Genomic DNA, 16,763 nt, shown 5'->3' with positions numbered 1-16,763 from the left:
GCATCGCCCTTGCCGTCGCCCTGCTCGGGGCCGTCCTCGCCCGGCTGCTTCGCGTCGAAGCACGCGTAATATTTCGGCGCGTCGCTTTCCTTCGCTGCGCAATCGACGACCGGCTTCAGATCCTCGACATCGCCATAATACAGGTAAGTCGTGATCGCATAGCGAACCTCGCCGCTGGGATCGGAGCCGTAGCGGTCCATCTTGCCCTTGATGCTGGGGTCGATTTCGATCAGCGCATCGCGCAGCGTGTCGCCCTCGATGAAATTGTCGGGCAACTGGTCGAACGGGCCGTCGAAATAGTTGTTGAGCTGCGTGTTGCCCATGAACACGCCGATGAGGATACGGCGGTCGGCGAGCTTGTCGTTGTAGAAAGCGAAACTCGTCCGGTTGCCGACCGTGACCTCGGGGAACGGCGAGGGCTCATATTGGTCAGTCTTCGGCGTGTCGTTCAGCACGTAGAGGAACGTCTTCGAAGGCTTGTTGAAGACGAGGTCGAACCTTACGCCGGACTCGTCCCAAATCGGGCCGATATAGGTTTCGTCGTTGCGAACCACACCGGGCGCGGGCTTCGTCTTCGACAGGTCCGGCAGCTCGAAGGCCACAGTCTTGCCTTTGAAGCTGACCGTGTAGTGAAGCTTGTCGATCTGCTTAACGTCGACGCCGTCTTCCTTGCCCAGCTTCTTGTAAGCCGGATCGAGCGGCTTGCGCCAAAAGGCATATTGAGGGAAGTAGGCGAAATGCACCTTGCCGTCGAACTGATCCCACGCGTCGAAGCGAATGTTGCCCGCGTACACGATGCCCTTGTAGGGGAACGTGAAATAATAGTAGCTCTCCGTGGGATATACGACCGCCTTTTCCGGAAGCGCCTCGAACACGGCGGCGAAAACCTGATCCGGATTGGCAGTGTCGATCTCCGGCCCGGGGGCCGTCAGCTCCTCGATTTCCTGCTGATTGGTATGGAGCTTGAGCGCGGCCGCATCGGCAGCGGTGAGGGGCATCGCCAGAAGAAGTGTGGGGAAAACGATGGCAAAGGCCCGGGAGACGAATTGGCTGTGAGCCGTCATGATGAACATCTCTTTTTCTTTCTCGGCACCGCTAGCTAACAATGCAATGCGGCGAGGAGATGCACGAATGAAAATCTGTCGTAAAATTAATGTTTATTGGAACTGATAGCTTTGGGATGTGTTTTTCCGTATGCTTACAGATGTAACGAAAACGAGAGGGAATTTTCTCATGAAGGCATTTGCATTCGCTGCCGTAATTACGTTCGGCGCACTATTTGGACTTTCGGCCAAGGCCGCGCCCGCTTCGTCCGTGGCACCCATGCTTCAGGCCGAAGCCGTCGTTACGGGCGCGACGGTGAAGGTTCAGCACTGGCGCTGGGGTTCTCGCGGCTTTCACGGGCGCGACCGCAGCCATTGGCGGCACGGTTCGCGCGGTCCGCGTTGGGGCGGCCCCGGCTTCCACAATCGTGCCCGCAGCCATTGGCGCTGGGGTTCGCGCCGCTAAACTGCGTCGCGGAAGCACCTGCGTTTTTTAGGCGCATAGGAAGATCTTTTAACCTGCGGTTGAGTGCTCTGCTCGACCGCAGGTTTTATTTTGCCCGAATCCGCGGGTGGGATGCGACGCCACACGATGGTCCTTCTGCCGGGCTTTCCCTATTCCATTGATTCCACTGAAACATTTTAGGTGGTCTAGGGCGCAGAAGGGCGCCGGCGATCTTGGCGGAGATATGTCCAATCTGCGACCGCAGACGCCCCACTCCATAAAAAGAATGTCATGTTCGGGGGGGCTGGATTTCTTTTTTGCATACCATATACTCAGTGTGCCGAGAAAAGGAGCGTTTAAACAAGGTCTGTTCAAATGAAGAAATACGTCGTTGCGATTGCGGTCGCATGCACGGCTCTGTTTGGAGCGTCCGTGCAGGCTGCTCCCGTTTCTTCTCAAGCCTCGGTCATTCAGAGCGAGGTCGCCAAAGCAGACGCGGTGGTGAAGGTTCAGCACTGGCGCTGGGGTTCGGGCGGCTGGCATAACCGCGCCCGCAGCCATTGGCGCTGGGGCTCGCGCGGTCCCGGTTGGCGTGGTCCCGGTTGGGGTCCGCGTCCGGGTTGGGGCCACGGCCCGCGTCACAGCCATTGGCGCTGGGGTTCGCGCTGGTAGCGCCTCCCTCTCATCGCTCCGAACGGCCCTTTCGAGGGCCGTTTTCTTTTTGCGGCATGCGGCACGTCGGTTCTGCCGGGCCTCGTTGGAGGGCACGGGCCCATTCGGGCGACATTCGCGCCCTTGTCGACCGCCGGTGGAGGGCCGTTTGACAGCGAACGACACTTGTGCAAGCTGGCGCAAAGGCTTGTGCGCGGCCTTGTCGTCGCGCTTCACTCTCGCGCGGTTACATGTCGAAACGCCCTCACAGTCGCCCGATCCATAAAAGCTCGCGCTGGCTCATACGCCAGCTTTGGATCGATCACATCAGGGCCTACCTGTGGCGGCTCATCGGTGCGTTTATCCTGATTTCGATCCTTGCGGGCGTTACCGGCCTCTATCCCATCGTCATCAAATATTCCTACGATCTGCTCGCCAAGGGCGACATGGGCTACCTCTGGATGATCATGCTCGGGATGGTGGGTGTGACGGCGCTGAAGGGGCTGCTCGACTATCTCCAGGCCGTCTATACGAACCGGATCAGCATCACGCTTGGCCTCGACATGCAGAAGCGCCTTTATGCGCATCTCATGCGGGCCGATTTCGCGCGGTTGAGCAGCGAGCCGCCGGGCAACCTCCTGACGCGCGTCAACGGCGATCTCAACACGGTTCAAGGCGCAATCATGACGGTGTTCACGGTCGCGATTCGCGATGTCCTCACCGTCGTCTCGCTCGTCGTCTCGATGATCTATCTCGACTGGGTGATGACGCTCGTCATTCTCCTGTTCTACCCCCTGGTCGCTTTTCCCATTGCGCAAGTCGGGCGCATCGTTCGGAAATACGCATCGCGCGGCTGGGCTCAGATCGGCACCACAACCGCCGTTCTGATCGAGCATCTTTCCTCGCTGCGGCTGATCAAGACTTACCGCCTCGAACAGTATTCCTACGATCGCGTGAGCGATCAGCTCGAAAAAGCGGTGGAGTTTCAGCGCAAAACCGTTCGCATAAAGGCGGCGCTGAACCCGATCCTCGAAGTTTTCGGCGGCCTCGCCGTTGCCGGTGTGGTGGGGCTCGCGGCCTACCGCATCTCGCAGGATTCGAAGACCGTGGGGGATTTCACGGGCTTCATCGCGGCGCTGCTCATGGCGGCCCAGCCGATCCGCTCCTTTGGAAACCTGAACAACCGCATCCAGGAGGGGCTCGCCGCCGCCGAGCGCTTCTATGACGTTCTCAATGAAAAGCCTGTCGTCGTTTCGCCGCCGGACGCCAAACCGCTGATCCTCACCGGCGGCGGCCGGATCGTCTTCGACAACGTCTCATTTTCTTATAGCGACGACGGCCCGAACGCAGTGCGGGATTTCTCGTTGACTGTCGAATCCAACACCACCGTGGCGCTCGTCGGCAAAAGCGGCGCCGGCAAGTCGACGATCTTCAATCTCGTGCCCCGTCTCTACGATCCGCAGAGCGGCCAGATCGCGATTGACGGCCAGACTCTCCGCGAAGTCACGGTGGATTCGATCCGCGATCAGATGGCGCTCGTGAGTCAGGACATCACGCTTTTCGACGACACCGTGGCGGCGAATATCGCGCTGGGCAGGCTCGACGCAACCCGCGACGAGATTATCGCTGCCGCGAAGGCAGCCAACGCGCACGACTTCATAACGCGGCTGCCCGAGGGCTACGAGACGCGTCTGGGCGACCGGGGCCTCCGTTTGTCCGGCGGCCAGCGTCAGCGTCTGGCGCTCGCCCGCGCGATCCTGCGCGACGCACCCATTCTGCTGCTCGACGAAGCGACGAGCGCGCTGGATGCGGAATCGGAGCGGCTCGTGCAGGACGCGCTCGCGAGGTTCAGCGAGACGCGCACCACCCTCGTCATCGCGCATCGGCTTTCCACGGTGAAGAACGCGGACATGATTTGCGTGATGGAGGAGGGGAGCATCACCGAGAAGGGCACGCATGCCGAGCTTCTCGCGCGCGATGGCGCCTACGCGCAATTGTGCAGGTCGCAGATGCTGACCCTTGAAGATCAGGACTATGCGACGCGCATCGCGGCGGAAGCGGGAAAGCAGGAAAAAGAGGCCCGGGAAAGCGCCGCGTGATGGGTGCAACGTGCCATTGCGGGTTTCAGGCGAGGCGCCTGACATCGGGACAATGCAAGCAATCGGTATGTTGCGTTGGCTTTGCGCAAAACGCTTTGCCTTGAAATGCCGTGCTCCAGCCGCCGCCTATTCGCGCTGAAGGGCGCGGTTGACCACGAAATTCGCCCAGTGGCTCGGCTTGAAGTTGCGCTTGATTTCGCCCGGATCGTAGCGCGTTTCCACCCACTCGAAGAACGTCATCGGCTCCTCGGTGTTGTCGGCGAGGTAGCGCTCGAAGAGATAGTCGAGAACGCCGGTTTCAGAACTGCGGATGTGCCCGAACTTGAGGCTGAGCTGCTTCGCCGCCTGCTCGATGGGCTGTCCCTCCTTCATGTACATGATGAGCGCGGCCATCATCCCGGCACGGTCCGCGCCGGATTTGCAATGAAACAGCACCGGATATTCGATCTCGTCGAATAGCGCGCGCGCCTGCCGGATCACGTCAGCCTGCGGCACCATTCGCGATTGCAGCTGAAAGTTGATCAGCCGGATGCCGTGACGCTCACACGCTTCCGCTTCGAGCCGGTAGCTGCCGCAATCGCGCTCGCCGCGCAGGTTGACGACGGTCTTGATGCCGCGCGCTGCGAGCCACGCGATATGCGCCGGACTCGGTTGCGCGGAACGCCAGACGCCGGGCGCGATCTGATGCCGATTTGAATAGATCGAGCGGAAAAAGTGGTGATCCATGAAGTACAGGTCGAAATAGTCGAGCACCTTGTTCGCACGCCGCCTGATGCGTTCCGGCGCGCGCCCGTCAAGGTCGTGTCGCCATCGACGGTAGCTGCCGCCCACTGCCTTGGAGTAGGGCTTAAGGAAGCGTTTGGCTGAGCGGAACGGATTAAAGGTCATGCAACCTGCGACATCGGGATTTCCTCGTTCTTTCGATATAGCCCGCTTCTGGCCCGGCGTCCAAGCGTCAAACGTCGACATCCCCCGCGCCCTCTTACGAGATCGGTCCCTTGAAAACGAAGAATGCGCCCAGCGCAATGAAGCTAAACCCGATAACGTGATTGATTGTGAACCGTTCGCCGAGATAGGTGATCGCGAACACCGCAAAGACGATGAGCGTGATAACTTCCTGAATCGCCTTCAGTTCTGCGCCGGAATAAACGGTGCTCCCGATGCGGTTCGCCGGGACAGCGAGGCAATATTCGAAAAAAGCGATGGACCAGCTCACCAGGATCACGATCCAGAGCGGCCGGTCGGTGAATTTGAGATGGCCGTACCAGGCGAACGTCATGAAGACGTTGGAGACGAGGAGCAGCAAAACGGGCACGATATTCGCAGATGTCATCCGGTTTCCCTCACTTGCGCTGCCGTTGGGCACGCCTTCTGCTCAACGCGCCGGCTTGTTGCCGCAGATGATCCCGAAGCGTATCCGCTTTACGCTGGACCGGACGCACCCCAACTCATGTCGACTTGTCCGCCGAGATAGCGGAACCCGGCCGCTTCCGATAAGTTTGCGGTTTGAGACATGACGCGCTCAATTCTGCCGTCAAGTTTGCGCTTCCAGAATCCGCAAATTTCCTGAGCCGGGGGGGGCGTGGAACTCATTGCCGGACGGATGATCGCAGAAGTGCCGGGTCATCGGCAAGTGATACCGCGGGCGCGAAACAACGGCCGCCGTTGACGCCTTCTTCCCAAGGTAACAAACGCCGGCGGACCAAGGTGGCGCAAAAACCGGTGCGGCCTAATATTCTTTTAGCGACACAGCCTCCCGGCTGCCGCCTGCTGAATTCATCGTGGCTGAAGCGTATCCGCTTTTGATCCACTCAAATGCGCGCACCTTTCCGCACGCGAGCTTTAGAAGTCGACCCAGCCGGAAAGCTCGCGCTTGATGATCGTCGTCAGCGCGTCGATGCTCTCGTGCGAATCGTTCAGGCAAGGCAGGGCAGCAAATTTCTCGCCGCCGTTCTCGGTAAAGATCTCGGCGCCCTGGATGCCCATCTCCTCCAGCGTTTCGATGCAATCGGAAGAGAAGCCGGGTGTGATCACCGCCACGCGCTTCACGCCCTTTTGCGCCAGTTCCGCGATGGTGTCTGCCGTGTAGGGCTGTAGCCACTCCGCCGAACCGAAGCGCGACTGGAAGGTCAGCAAGAGGCGGCTCTCGGACCAGCCGAGCGCATCGCGAAGAAGACGCACCGTTTTCGCGCAGTGACAGTAATAGGGGTCGCCATTGTCCGTGTAGGAGCGCGGCAGCCCGTGAAAAGACGAGATCACCACCTCCGGTTCGAAATCGAGCGCGGCTATGCGCGACTTCGTGGATGCCGCAAGGGCATCGATATAGTCGGGGTCTTCGAAATAGGGGGGAACCACGCGAATGGTCGGCTGCCAGCGCATTTCCTTCAATGCGTCGAAGACCTTGTCGCACGCGGTTGCGGTCGTAGCCGCCGAATATTGAGGATAAAGCGGGAAGATCAGGATGCGGTCGCAGCCTTTTTCCTGAAGCGCTTCGAGCCGCGACTTGATGCTCGGATTACCGTAGCGCATTGCCCAGTCGACTTCGATGCGCGGGTCGCGCGCAAGAAGAGCGCTGATCTTTTCGCTCTGGCTGCGCGTAATGGTGCGGAGCGGCGACTCGTCGCGTTCGGAGTTCCAGACGGAGCGATAGGCTTCGCCGGACGTAAAGGGGCGCTTGGTTAGAACGACCATGTTGAGGATCAGCCACCAGACGACGGAATTGGCTTCGATCACGCGCCGGTCGGAAAGGAATTCCTTGAGGTAGCGGCGCATGGGCCAATAACCCGTGCCATCCGGCGTCCCGAGGTTGACGAGCAGAATCCCGATCCGGCCGTAATTGACGAGCGGATGGTCGGCGGGCGCAGCCAGTGGAGTGCGCGCCACCCCCCAGAAACGCTGCGGCATAAAGTTCATAATTCTGCCTCCCACCTGCTTTCGCGATCTGACGCCGCAATTTTCGTGCTCGTTTGTGCCCGCAAACGAAATACTCGAATAGCGTGTCGAGTGCAGCGTGTCATCCTACCTACGTCTATATATGCCCAAAAAATAATCGATTTTTCGTGAGCAGTGACGAAAACGCATGCTTGCGGGGAAGAGATAGTAATCCACTTCTACGTTCGCAAACGCTGGCTGAACAACGTGTTAGTACCATTTCGCCGCAACGTCGGCTGACGCCACCTTATCTAGCCCGCTTTTGCAACGTTTTGTTAAACAAAACCGCTCGCGCAAGGCCGTAATTCGCCGCATCAAAACACGAATCAGCGCCAGTGTTCCGCGATCCACGGCGTCGGCCGCACCTGCTTGTAGAACACATGATACCAATGGTCGCGCGGCCATCTCCCGACGACTGCCTCGTCCGGATCGGGTTTGCCTGTGAAGGCCACCACCTTCGTTCCCGCTGGCAGCGGAGGGGTCTTGATGAGATTGAGCGGCCACTTCGGGATCAGGCTGTGCTTGAAGCTGTGGCACCAGGCATCCGGCCAGAACTCCATGTCGCTGATTTCGCGGGAAATGAACGTCTGGCTGTTGCGATATTTTCCGTAATAGAGGTCGAAATCGCTCATCAGGCGGTCGTAGAGGTAGGGGTGGCCGCCGACCGGGAACCGATAAACGGACGTGTTGCCGATTCGCTCTTTCGGCTGCGTCCAGTTGCGCGCCACGCAGAAATGCCCCGGCTTGTAATCGAAGAAATCGTCGAGGCTGCCGGTGATGACGACGTCGAGATCGAGAAAAAGCACCTCGCCCGAAATCCCGTCGAGTTCCCTTTGCCAGAGCGAAATCTTGCGCCAGGGCCACCAGCGCTGCTTTTCGGGCAGTTCGATATGCGGGAGCGGGTAGGTTTCGACACCTTCGTCTATGCCTTCCACGTCGTCCGTGTAGCAGACGAAACGGGTCGGGCGAGCGGTGTGGCGGCGGATCATGGAATGGAGACGGTTGACGTAATCCGGGCCGTAACGCTTGCCCCACTTCATGGAGATGATCGTCTGGCTCATCGTTTCCGTCCCCCCTTCTAGGCGGCGCTTATAGACCGGCCCCGTGCGGCTGTCACCTGTCGTTCTCAAGGCGTCCGGGGCCTTTTCATCCAAGCGCGGCGCTTGTGTGGGCGGGTTTGCTCGGCTAGAGAGGCTTCGTCTGCCGCATCAGGTCTTCGAGGCACCGATGAGAATCTGGGGATCATATAGCCTGACAGGCCTCATCTTCGCCGCCGCGACCCTTCTCGTGGATCAGGTTCAGAAGGCGTGGACGATCGCCTTCTTTCAGACGGGAGAGACCGCGAAAGTTGTCGTCGCGCCGTTTTTCGACATCGTGCTCGTGTGGAATCGCGGCGTGTCCTATGGGCTTTTCAAGCAGGACGACGCCGCCGGCCAATGGCTTCTGATCGGGTTCGCGCTTGCCGCGACGCTCGCGCTCTTCCTCTGGCTGGCGCACATGCAGACACGGCTTTCGGCGGTGGCGGTCGGCCTTATCATGGGCGGTGCGCTCGGCAACGCCATCGACCGGATGCAGTATGGCGCAGTCGCGGACTTCTTCCATTTCCACATGGGCTCGTTCAGCTGGTATGTCTTCAACCTCGCCGACATCGCCATCGTGGCAGGCGTCGGAGGGCTCCTTTACGACTCGTTAAAATCAAGCCATAAAGAAGCCGGAAACCAAGCCTAACGCTCGGTTTGGACGGGAATCGGGGGCGGCAAACCATGTTCGCATCGCGAAAAGGCGTGATTGGCGTATCGGCGGCGTTTGCGCTTGCCGTGGTTCTGGCTGGCTGCGATGGCGGGCCGGATCTCGAAATTAACGCGCCCCTGCTCGATGCTGCCGGCGTGAACGTCAAGGAAACCCTGATGGGCAAGCCGGCGCCCGAGCCGAACCTTCAGGAACGCGCTCCCCTCGTCATGCCGCCGGCGCATGCGCCGCTGCCCGTTCCGGGCGAAGCGCCGCAGATGGCCGCCGCGCAGGCATGGCCTACCGATCCCGAAGAAGCCAAGAAGCAGGCCAAGAAAGACGCCGAAGCCAAGCGCAAGGAATATTGCCGCAACGGTGAATGGACAGACGACAAGGGCAACATCGACAGGTTCAACAAGAACGTGAACCAGGACACCCGTTGCCGTCCGGACTGGGTCTCCCGCGCCATCGGTACGACGAAGGACGATGACGAGAAGGGCAAAAAGGTCCAATAGCCTAAGCCCAGTACCAAGTTGCCATCGAGCGACAACGCTCCGGTATCGCCTGCTGAATAGCTTAAAATGACAATCGCCGGGGCGTGTGCGCCTTCAGGCGGCGAAACGCGCCCGTCCGGCTGAGGTGATAGGCGGGCACCTACCAGCGTTCCGACTTCTAAGCAATGGACATCCCGGATCGGTTGATCGGTGAAGCCGCCGACGTCGGTTTTCCCCCATAATGTCCCGGTCCCGCGCGAGGGACGCGTCTGAAACGCGACACGAAGAATTTGCCGCCCGTGCCAAAGAAAACACCGCGAGCGCTTGCTAAATTGCCGCATATCTTCAATATTCAGGATATTAACCGTATCCGCGCGCATCGCGGAATACGGCAATTAACCCGTTTCGACTTCGCCGGGCAAATCAAAGGGAGAACGAACATGACCGATACACCCAATTTCGGCGAACTTCCCGATTCCGTTCGCAGCATTCTCAAGACGAGCATCGAGCAGGCGCAGAAGGCGTTCGACACGTTCGCAGCGTCGAGCGAAAAGCTTATTCAGGGTGTGGACACGTCGTCCGTTCCCGCCGCCGATGGCCTCAAGCAGCTTAACGAAAGGATCGCGGCCTTCACCCGCCAGAACGCCGATGCGAATTTCAGCCTCGCGCTCAAGCTGACCGATGCGAAACATCTGAGCGAGATCGTCGAACTGCAAAACGCCCATCTCCGCGATCAGATGGAAGCGTTCAGCCGTCAGTTGGAGGAACTGCGCGAATTGACGGTCAAGACGGTTAAGGAAGGCTCGCGCGCTGCCACGCAAACCGTGCAGAATGCCGCGAATTCGGTTCCGTCGAACCCCTTCTACAGCGGCAACTGATGCAATCTGGCGGAAGTCGCATGAGCTTTCTCGATGCGGCTTCGCCAAGTGTCGCCCGCCCTTGATCGAAATGAAACGTTGGTTAACGCTTTGACGTGGAATGGGCACATTCTTTGCTTACTTTTGCGTGTGGCCGGGCATCGGGCTGGTCGGCACAGGTACTCGTAAAGGGGAAGCAGTATGAAAAAGGATCACTCGAAGCGCGAACCGGCGGTCATTCGGGCTTGGGCGGAGGATGCCGACAAGAAGATTACCATCCAGATCGAGGATCGCGACGGAGAGGCACTCGCTTTCATTCAGCTTTCGCCGGAAAAAGCCTCCGAATTTTCCGACTGCCTCGCGATTTACGCGGCCAAGGTGAAGATGGCCGCCCGTGAGAAGAACACGTCCCGGCTCGCCTCCATGGCGCGGCCCGCCCTCCTTTGCTAGCGCGTCGCGCGCTTTGTGTCTGCCCGCCTTCGAACAGCGTGATGCTCGACATGTCGCCGGGGCGAGTTACACGACGTCCCCGACAGGACAGCAGAAACGCGCGACAAGGCCGCGTTCAAGAAATTGAAACAAACGCCTTTTCAGCGCTTGCGATACGGCAGCGAGGCGGGTATATACGGCAAACGCGTTCGGGACGACCGGACGCCCTGCCTTTCGCATCGTATCGATGCGATCATGTCGGAGTGTAGCGCAGCCTGGTAGCGCACCTCGTTCGGGACGAGGGGGTCGAGTGTTCGAATCACTCCACTCCGACCATTCTTACAACAGATGATGATGTCTTGAGGCTTTCGTGGCGCGTCGTTCGCCCTGCGCGGGAGCCTGCCGGCGATAGCTCTCGGTGCCCTTGCGCTTTTTCAACGCGCCCACTTTTGCCGGTAGCAAGCGGCAAGGTCGGCGGCGTCTGTGGGAAGGTCGATCGCGTCGAGACACACACGCTTTGCAAGATGTGCCCTTCAGCCGGAACCGTCTGACTGAGGCCGCTTAACCGGCACGGGCTTGGGGCGCCCCCCAGTCACATGGCTTCCGGGCAGACCGATTGCCCCGCAAACGCCGCCACCGGTCTTGCCGGAAGGCCGAACTTATCCGCTTTCCGGGAATCGAGGGCACGATCTTGCCCTTGGCTTTGACGCGTGTTGCGGGAAATCCGCTCGTGCCGTTAGCGATGCTCATGCCCGATCTTCTGATGAAACCGGGGCTTACCGCGCAAGCGCCCGTCTTGCGATCTGCATGAAGCGCGTGCTTCGCAACAAGATGTCCCTACCGCTTTCCGCTCATGTAGGCGGGCAGCCATTCTTCATGCGCGCCGCGAAGCTCGGCGAGCGGCACCGGCTTTTCTCCGCCGATCACGATGGCATCGCCGCCAATTTCGGCCACGACGCGCGCGGATATACCGCCGGTCTTCGCATCGGTGAGGACGCGCAAGGCTTCCTTGCGAGACAGGCCGACGAGATAGCGGCCCTGCTCCTCGCCAAAGGCGGCGGCATGGGGTGCGAGGCTTTCGGCTGGAACATAGGTCAGCCCGCGCCGCCCGGCGATGGCCATTTCAGCGAGGGCGACGAGCGCGCCTCCGTCCGAAATATCGTGAACGGTGCTCGTAACGTCTGCCTCGACAAGGCCACGCACGAAATCCCCCGCGCGCTTCTCGGCATCGAGATCGACGGGTGGCGGCGCCCCTTCGACGCGGCCGGTTGCGTGCTGCTGATAGAGCGACTGTCCGAGATGGCCGGTTTCCGCGCCGATCACCACCACGACCTCGTCGCCGGGCTTAAGCGCCACCGTCGCCACGCGCGAGACATCGGCGATGAGCCCAACGCCGCCGATCGCGGGCGTGGGCAGGATGCCTTCGCCGTTCGTTTCATTGTAGAGCGATACGTTGCCGGACACGACGGGATATTCGAGCGCGCGACAAGCCTCGCCCATCCCCTCGATGGCGCGGGCGAATTCCGCCATGATCTCCGGGCGCTCGGGATTGCCGAAATTCATGCAGTCGGTGATGGCGAGCGGCTTGCCACCGGATGCGGTGATGTTTCGCCACGTCTCCGCGACGGCCTGCTTGCCGCCCTCGAACGGGTCGGCGTAGCAATAGCGCGGCGTGACGTCCGTCGAAAGCGCGACGGCCTTGTTCGTGCCGTGGATACGAACCACGGCCGCGTCCGAGCCGGGACGCACCACGGTATCGTCCATGACCATGTGGTCGTACTGCTCCCAGATCCAGCGGCGCGAGCACAGATGCGGCGACCCGATGAGCGCGACCAGCGCGTCGCCGAGGCTGTTCGGCGCGGGCACATTCTCCGACGGGATGACGGCGGGCACGGGCTTCGGCGCGATGGGACGGTTGTAGACCGGAGCTTCGTCCGCGAGGATGCCGGTCGGCAGGTCGGCCACGGTTGCGCCCTTGTGGCGCAGCACGAGGTGCCCGGTGTCGGTGGTCGTGCCGATCACGGCGAAATCGAGTTCCCACTTCCTGAAGATGCGTTCGGCCAGCCCCTCCGAGCCGGGGCGCAGCACCATGAGCATGCGCTCCTGGCTCTCGGAGAGCATCATCTCGTAGGCCGTCATGCCCTCCTCGCGCTGGGGCACGAGGTCGAGACTCAGTTCGATGCCGGAGCCGCCCTTCGCCGCCATTTCGACCGACGAGGAGGTCAGGCCAGCCGCGCCCATGTCCTGAATGGCGAGGATCGCGTCTTCGGCCATGAGTTCGAGGCAGGCTTCGAGCAGGAGCTTCTCGGCGAACGGATCGCCCACCTGCACGGTGGGGCGCTGCTCCTGCGAATTGTCGTCGAACTCAGCGGAAGCCATGGTTGCGCCGTGGATGCCGTCGCGGCCGGTCTTCGAGCCGACATAGACGACGGGATTACCCGCGCCCGCAGCCGCCGAATAGAAGATGCGGTTCGCATCCGCGAGGCCGACACACATCGCGTTGACGAGGATATTGCCGTTGTAGCGCGCGTCGAAATTCGTCTCGCCGCCCACGGTCGGCACGCCCATACAGTTGCCGTAGTCGCCGATGCCGGCCACGACGCCCGCCACGAGATGGCGCGTCTTCGGGTGGTCCGGTTCGCCGAAACGCAGCGCATTCAGCAATGCGATGGGGCGCGCGCCCATGGTGAACACGTCGCGCATAATGCCGCCGACGCCCGTCGCCGCGCCCTGATAAGGCTCGATGAAGGACGGGTGGTTGTGGCTTTCCATCTTGAAGATGATCGCCTGTCCGTCGCCGATATCGATCACGCCAGCGTTTTCGCCGGGGCCGCAGATGACGTGCGGCCCGGTCGTCGGCAGCTTCTTCAGCCACACGCGCGACGACTTGTAGGAGCAGTGCTCCGACCACATCACCGAAATGATACCGAGTTCGGTGAGGTTCGGCGCGCGCCCGAGCTTCTCGCAGGCGAGGCGGAATTCGTCCGCGCCCATGCGGTGAGCGGCGGCCGTTTCTTCGGTGGCGATGATGGCGTCATGGGTGGCGGGCATAGAGATGATCCTGTCGCGGGCCACTTCAGAGCGCGGCCCATCTCCCCGCTTGGCGGGCATGCCCGGTCTTGAGGCGAGGTCGTTCTTCCAAACACGAGATCAACCGGCACTCGAAACGCGTGCGCACGGGTTGACCGGCAACAACTAACAACCGCCCGGCCTGTCCGCCCGAGCGATCAGCATGGCCGGAACGCGTCCGGCCATGAAGCAGCTTGCGATGGCAGGCTCAGACGGAGCGCTGCTCGCGGTCGAGTTCATATTCGGCCAAACCGACCTTCAGCATGTCATACGCGTCTTCGAGGAATTCCTCTTCGTCCATGTATTCGACATAGCTGGGGAAATAGCCGGAATCGTCGTCATCGTCGTCCGCCTCGTCGGATATGCCGGCGGCCTGGAACGTGATGCTGCCGTCCTCGTGGATATAGACGTTGGCGAGCGTCTCGCTGTCCGGCTTGTACTTGATCTGCACGATGGGGTCGCCCTCGGCTTCGGCGAGGACGAAGTCCAGCCGCTTCGAGGCGATCTGCTCGTTCAGACGCTCGACGAGCTTCGCGGCGGTCTCGCGGCGAGCCTCGGGGTCGAGCTTGGCGGTCTGCATCTCGCGCTTCACTTCATCAACTTCGTCGTCGAAACTCATGATGGCGATCCTTTCGCTGGAGCGGTTGACCCTTGGAGACGCAAAAGTTTGACTCGCTAGTTCAAAGTCCGTGTAAGCGATTCGAACAGGCGACGGCCATCGATTCCGCCTAGAGCGGCATCGGCTGCGCGTTCAGGGTGCGGCATGAGCCCCATGATACGCCCGGTGCGGTCGATAAGGCCAGCGATGTCGCGGCGGGAACCGTTCGGATTTCCGCTTGCGCCCTCCGGGGTCGGCGCATAGCGGAACACCACCTGTCCTTCGCCCTCGATCCGGTTCAGCGTCTCGTCTTCCGCGAAATAGGAGCCGTCCTTGTGAGCGATGGGGATCGTAACGCGTTCGCCTTGCGTGTAGGCGTTGGTGAAGGCCGTATCTGTGCGCTCCACTATCAGGTCGACATCGCGGCAGATGAAGTTGAGGCCGCTGTTGCGCATGAGCGCGCCGGGAAGAAGCCCCGTCTCTGTCAGGATCTGGAAGCCGTTGCATATGCCGAGCACGGCGACGCCTCGCTCCGCTTCGGCCTTCACTGCGCGCACGATGGGCGACTGCGCCGCCATCGCGCCCGAGCGCAGATAGTCTCCATAGGAGAATCCGCCCGGCAACACGATGAGGTCGACTTTCGGCAGGGCCTCGTCGCCATGCCAGACCATGACGGGCTTCACGCCCGTCACGGCTTCGAGCGTCACGGCCGCGTCGCGATCGCAGTTCGAGCCGGGAAAGACGATGACGGCAGACTTCATAGAAGTTCGACCCTGTAGTTTTCGATCACGGGGTTCGCGAGAAGCTGGCGGCACATGGCGTCAAGTTCGGTATGCGCCGCCGCCTCGTCCGCAGCCTTCAACTCCACTTCGATGAGTTTGCCCTGGCGCACATCCTCGACGCCGCCAAAGCCCAGCGAATGAAGCGCGTTCGCGATGGCGCGCCCTTGCGGGTCGAGCACCCCGTTCTTGAGGGTTACGGTAATGCGCGCCTTCATTGTCGTCTCCGGCATTGATCGATATCTAGCTACTTCGATTGCACGAGCACCGGGCCTTTCGGCTTCGGCGCGGGGTTGTCGACAAGAATGCCGAGTCGCCTTGCAACCTCGGAGTAGGCTTCGAGAAGCCCGCCCATGTCGCGGCGGAAGCGGTCCTTGTCGAGCTTGTCCTTCGTCTCGATGTCCCAGAGGCGGCAGCAGTCGGGGCTGATCTCGTCGGCGAGCACGATGCGCACCTGCCCATCGGGATCGTAGATGCGGCCGAACTCGACCTTGAAGTCGACGAGGCGGATGCCGATGCCGAGGAACAGACCGGAAAGGAAATCGTTGATTCGAAGCGCGAGCGCCATCATCTCGTCGATTTCCTGCGGCGCGGCCCAGCCGAAGGCGGTGATGTGCTCTTCGGTCACCATCGGATCGTTCAGCTTGTCGGCTTTGTAATAGAACTCGATGATGGAGCGCGGAAGCTGCATGCCCTCTTCGAGCCCGAGGCGCGTGCCGAGCGATCCCGCGACGACGTTTCGCACCACGACTTCGAGCGGGATGATCTCCACTTCGCGGATCAGTTGCTCGCGCATGTTAAGGCGACGGATGAAATGAGTCGGCACGCCGATCTCGTTCAGGCGGCTGAAAATGTACTCGGAAATCCGGTTGTTCAGCACGCCCTTGCCTTCGAAGCGCTCATGCTTCTGGGCGTTGAACGCGGTCGCGTCGTCCTTGAAGTGCTGGATGAGGGTGCCGGGCTCCGGCCCTTCATAGAGAACCTTCGCCTTTCCTTCGTAGATGCGGCGGCGGCGATTGTTCATGGTAGTAGACCCCCTTCTCAAGAAGGAAATAATCGTGGCGGATGTCATTGTCGGTACTTGAAGCGCATATTTGGTGCGTTGTCACGCGTCCACACGAAATCCGCTGGCAAAACGCGCTCTCGCGTCCCAAATCCAGAACGATTCCGAAATTGATGGGATGGCCATGTTGACTTCGAGCCAACCAACGGTATCCATGCTAAGGTGTTCAGGCAAGGCATTCATCAAAGATGGCTTCGCGAGCGGCAGTCTTAAAGTCCTCGCAAGCGTGGCCGAGGGGAGGACTCTTCCGTGACGACATTCGACGACCGCGAAAACGCTTTCGAAGCCAAATTCGCCCGCGACGAGGATCTGCGCTTCAAGGCGACGGCACGGCGCAATCGCTATCTCGGCCTTTGGGCGGCCGAGCAATTGGGGCTCTCCGGCTCCGAAGCCGATGCCTACGCCAAGGATGTGATCCGCGCCGACTTTCTGGAACCGGGCGATGAGGACGTCATCGCGAAAGTTCTGACCGATTTCAAGGCAAAGGGCGTTGCCGTCGACGACAAGGCTTTGCGCCGCAAGATTCTCGAACTGACGGGGCAGGCGCTCGCCGAGATCGAGGCGGGAAAATAGAGAA

The 16,763-nt window shown here is 60.8% G+C and carries 18 protein-coding genes and 1 tRNA gene; 9 read left to right on the top strand and 10 right to left on the bottom strand.

What is annotated here, in order from left to right; genetic code table 11:
- Window positions 1-1,064 (bottom strand): hypothetical protein (locus QM659_RS08140; RefSeq protein WP_415188021.1); only part of this gene is annotated, 1,064 nt, incomplete at its 3' end.
- 169 nt (window positions 1,065-1,233) lie between these two features.
- Between QM659_RS08140 and QM659_RS08135 the strand changes: the two genes are divergently transcribed.
- From QM659_RS08135 to QM659_RS08125, 3 genes are all read left to right on the top strand, one after another.
- Window positions 1,234-1,509, top strand: a complete 276-nt coding sequence (locus QM659_RS08135; protein ID WP_127076446.1) for a hypothetical protein — start codon at window positions 1,234-1,236, stop codon at window positions 1,507-1,509.
- A 354-nt stretch (window positions 1,510-1,863) separates the two neighbouring features.
- Window positions 1,864-2,160, top strand: coding sequence for a hypothetical protein (locus tag QM659_RS08130; RefSeq protein WP_127076445.1), 297 nt, complete (start codon window positions 1,864-1,866; stop codon window positions 2,158-2,160).
- Window positions 2,161-2,390: 230 nt separating this feature from the next.
- Window positions 2,391-4,238, top strand: coding sequence for an ABC transporter ATP-binding protein (locus tag QM659_RS08125; RefSeq protein ID WP_415188020.1), 1,848 nt, complete (start codon window positions 2,391-2,393; stop codon window positions 4,236-4,238).
- 126 nt (window positions 4,239-4,364) lie between these two features.
- Here the strand turns inward: QM659_RS08125 and QM659_RS08120 are convergent, their stop codons facing one another.
- From QM659_RS08120 to QM659_RS08105, 4 genes are all read right to left on the bottom strand, one after another.
- On the bottom strand, window positions 4,365-5,126 hold the full coding sequence (locus QM659_RS08120) for a fused DSP-PTPase phosphatase/NAD kinase-like protein (protein WP_415188019.1): 762 nt from the start codon (window positions 5,124-5,126) through the stop codon (window positions 4,365-4,367).
- A gap of 94 nt (window positions 5,127-5,220) precedes the next feature.
- Entirely contained in the window at window positions 5,221-5,571 is a 351-nt protein-coding gene (locus QM659_RS08115) for a DMT family protein (protein WP_127076442.1), read from the bottom strand.
- 509 nt (window positions 5,572-6,080) lie between these two features.
- Complete coding sequence (gene hemH / locus QM659_RS08110; RefSeq protein ID WP_415188018.1) at window positions 6,081-7,151, bottom strand: ferrochelatase; 1,071 nt, start codon at window positions 7,149-7,151, stop codon at window positions 6,081-6,083.
- A 344-nt stretch (window positions 7,152-7,495) separates the two neighbouring features.
- Window positions 7,496-8,230, bottom strand: coding sequence for a hypothetical protein (locus tag QM659_RS08105; protein WP_415188017.1), 735 nt, complete (start codon window positions 8,228-8,230; stop codon window positions 7,496-7,498).
- A 166-nt stretch (window positions 8,231-8,396) separates the two neighbouring features.
- Between QM659_RS08105 and lspA the strand changes: the two genes are divergently transcribed.
- The 5 genes from lspA (at window position 8,397) to QM659_RS08080 (ending at window position 11,013) form a co-directional block, all read left to right on the top strand.
- Window positions 8,397-8,897, top strand: a complete 501-nt coding sequence (lspA, locus tag QM659_RS08100; protein WP_303487983.1) for a signal peptidase II — start codon at window positions 8,397-8,399, stop codon at window positions 8,895-8,897.
- A gap of 35 nt (window positions 8,898-8,932) precedes the next feature.
- Entirely contained in the window at window positions 8,933-9,412 is a 480-nt protein-coding gene (locus tag QM659_RS08095; RefSeq protein ID WP_415188016.1) for a hypothetical protein, read from the top strand.
- Between the two features lie 419 nt (window positions 9,413-9,831).
- Entirely contained in the window at window positions 9,832-10,269 is a 438-nt protein-coding gene (locus tag QM659_RS08090) for a phasin family protein (RefSeq protein ID WP_127076437.1), read from the top strand.
- 180 nt (window positions 10,270-10,449) lie between these two features.
- Window positions 10,450-10,698 (top strand): hypothetical protein, encoded by a 249-nt coding sequence (locus tag QM659_RS08085; protein ID WP_127076436.1) that lies wholly within the window; start codon window positions 10,450-10,452, stop codon window positions 10,696-10,698.
- A gap of 238 nt (window positions 10,699-10,936) precedes the next feature.
- Window positions 10,937-11,013 (top strand) — tRNA-Pro (locus tag QM659_RS08080).
- 501 nt (window positions 11,014-11,514) lie between these two features.
- On the opposite strand, the gene purL is transcribed toward QM659_RS08080, so the two are convergent.
- The 5 genes from purL to purC all read right to left on the bottom strand — a co-directional run bounded on the left by purL (window position 11,515) and on the right by purC (window position 16,147).
- A complete protein-coding gene (gene purL, locus QM659_RS08075; RefSeq protein ID WP_415188015.1) occupies window positions 11,515-13,728 on the bottom strand; it encodes a phosphoribosylformylglycinamidine synthase subunit PurL in 2,214 nt (737 codons plus the stop codon).
- A 226-nt stretch (window positions 13,729-13,954) separates the two neighbouring features.
- Window positions 13,955-14,365, bottom strand: coding sequence for a hypothetical protein (locus tag QM659_RS08070; RefSeq protein WP_303487971.1), 411 nt, complete (start codon window positions 14,363-14,365; stop codon window positions 13,955-13,957).
- 56 nt (window positions 14,366-14,421) lie between these two features.
- Entirely contained in the window at window positions 14,422-15,105 is a 684-nt protein-coding gene (purQ, locus tag QM659_RS08065) for a phosphoribosylformylglycinamidine synthase subunit PurQ (protein ID WP_303487969.1), read from the bottom strand.
- Window positions 15,102-15,341, bottom strand: coding sequence for a phosphoribosylformylglycinamidine synthase subunit PurS (gene purS, locus QM659_RS08060; protein ID WP_415188014.1), 240 nt, complete (start codon window positions 15,339-15,341; stop codon window positions 15,102-15,104). Before purS ends, purQ begins: the two co-directional genes overlap by 4 nt.
- Before the next feature lie 29 nt (window positions 15,342-15,370).
- The gene (gene purC / locus QM659_RS08055; protein WP_127076431.1) at window positions 15,371-16,147 is read right to left on the bottom strand and encodes a phosphoribosylaminoimidazolesuccinocarboxamide synthase; all 777 of its coding nucleotides are present in this window, start codon (window positions 16,145-16,147) and stop codon (window positions 15,371-15,373) included.
- Between the two features lie 288 nt (window positions 16,148-16,435).
- On the opposite strand from purC, the gene QM659_RS08050 reads away from it, so the two are divergent.
- Window positions 16,436-16,759: a DUF1476 domain-containing protein gene (locus tag QM659_RS08050; RefSeq protein ID WP_415188013.1), complete on the top strand. Its 324-nt coding sequence runs from the start codon at window positions 16,436-16,438 to the stop codon at window positions 16,757-16,759.
- Window positions 16,760-16,763 lie beyond the last annotated feature (4 nt).

Source organism: Rhodomicrobium sp. (assembly GCF_047605405.1).
Taxonomy (GTDB): Bacteria; Pseudomonadota; Alphaproteobacteria; order Rhizobiales; family Rhodomicrobiaceae; genus Rhodomicrobium; species Rhodomicrobium lacus.
This window is presented reverse-complemented; position numbering and strand designations above follow the sequence as displayed.

Excerpts from the sequence above, each read along its gene's own strand:
- QM659_RS08070 (WP_303487971.1), bottom strand. The coding sequence starts at position 14,365 with ATGAGTTTCGACGACGAAGTTGATGAAGTGAAGCGCGAGATGCAGACC.
- QM659_RS08105 (WP_415188017.1), bottom strand. The coding sequence starts at position 8,230 with ATGAGCCAGACGATCATCTCCATGAAGTGGGGCAAGCGTTACGGCCCG.
- QM659_RS08125 (WP_415188020.1), top strand. The coding sequence starts at position 2,391 with ATGTCGAAACGCCCTCACAGTCGCCCGATCCATAAAAGCTCGCGCTGG.
- lspA (WP_303487983.1), top strand. The coding sequence starts at position 8,397 with ATGAGAATCTGGGGATCATATAGCCTGACAGGCCTCATCTTCGCCGCC.
- QM659_RS08130 (WP_127076445.1), top strand. The coding sequence starts at position 1,864 with ATGAAGAAATACGTCGTTGCGATTGCGGTCGCATGCACGGCTCTGTTT.
- QM659_RS08135 (WP_127076446.1), top strand. The coding sequence starts at position 1,234 with ATGAAGGCATTTGCATTCGCTGCCGTAATTACGTTCGGCGCACTATTT.
- hemH (WP_415188018.1), bottom strand. The coding sequence starts at position 7,151 with ATGAACTTTATGCCGCAGCGTTTCTGGGGGGTGGCGCGCACTCCACTG.
- purS (WP_415188014.1), bottom strand. The coding sequence starts at position 15,341 with ATGAAGGCGCGCATTACCGTAACCCTCAAGAACGGGGTGCTCGACCCG.
- purL (WP_415188015.1), bottom strand. The coding sequence starts at position 13,728 with ATGCCCGCCACCCATGACGCCATCATCGCCACCGAAGAAACGGCCGCC.
- purC (WP_127076431.1), bottom strand. The coding sequence starts at position 16,147 with ATGAACAATCGCCGCCGCCGCATCTACGAAGGAAAGGCGAAGGTTCTC.
- purQ (WP_303487969.1), bottom strand. The coding sequence starts at position 15,105 with ATGAAGTCTGCCGTCATCGTCTTTCCCGGCTCGAACTGCGATCGCGAC.
- QM659_RS08095 (WP_415188016.1), top strand. The coding sequence starts at position 8,933 with ATGTTCGCATCGCGAAAAGGCGTGATTGGCGTATCGGCGGCGTTTGCG.
- QM659_RS08115 (WP_127076442.1), bottom strand. The coding sequence starts at position 5,571 with ATGACATCTGCGAATATCGTGCCCGTTTTGCTGCTCCTCGTCTCCAAC.
- QM659_RS08085 (WP_127076436.1), top strand. The coding sequence starts at position 10,450 with ATGAAAAAGGATCACTCGAAGCGCGAACCGGCGGTCATTCGGGCTTGG.
- QM659_RS08090 (WP_127076437.1), top strand. The coding sequence starts at position 9,832 with ATGACCGATACACCCAATTTCGGCGAACTTCCCGATTCCGTTCGCAGC.
- QM659_RS08120 (WP_415188019.1), bottom strand. The coding sequence starts at position 5,126 with ATGACCTTTAATCCGTTCCGCTCAGCCAAACGCTTCCTTAAGCCCTAC.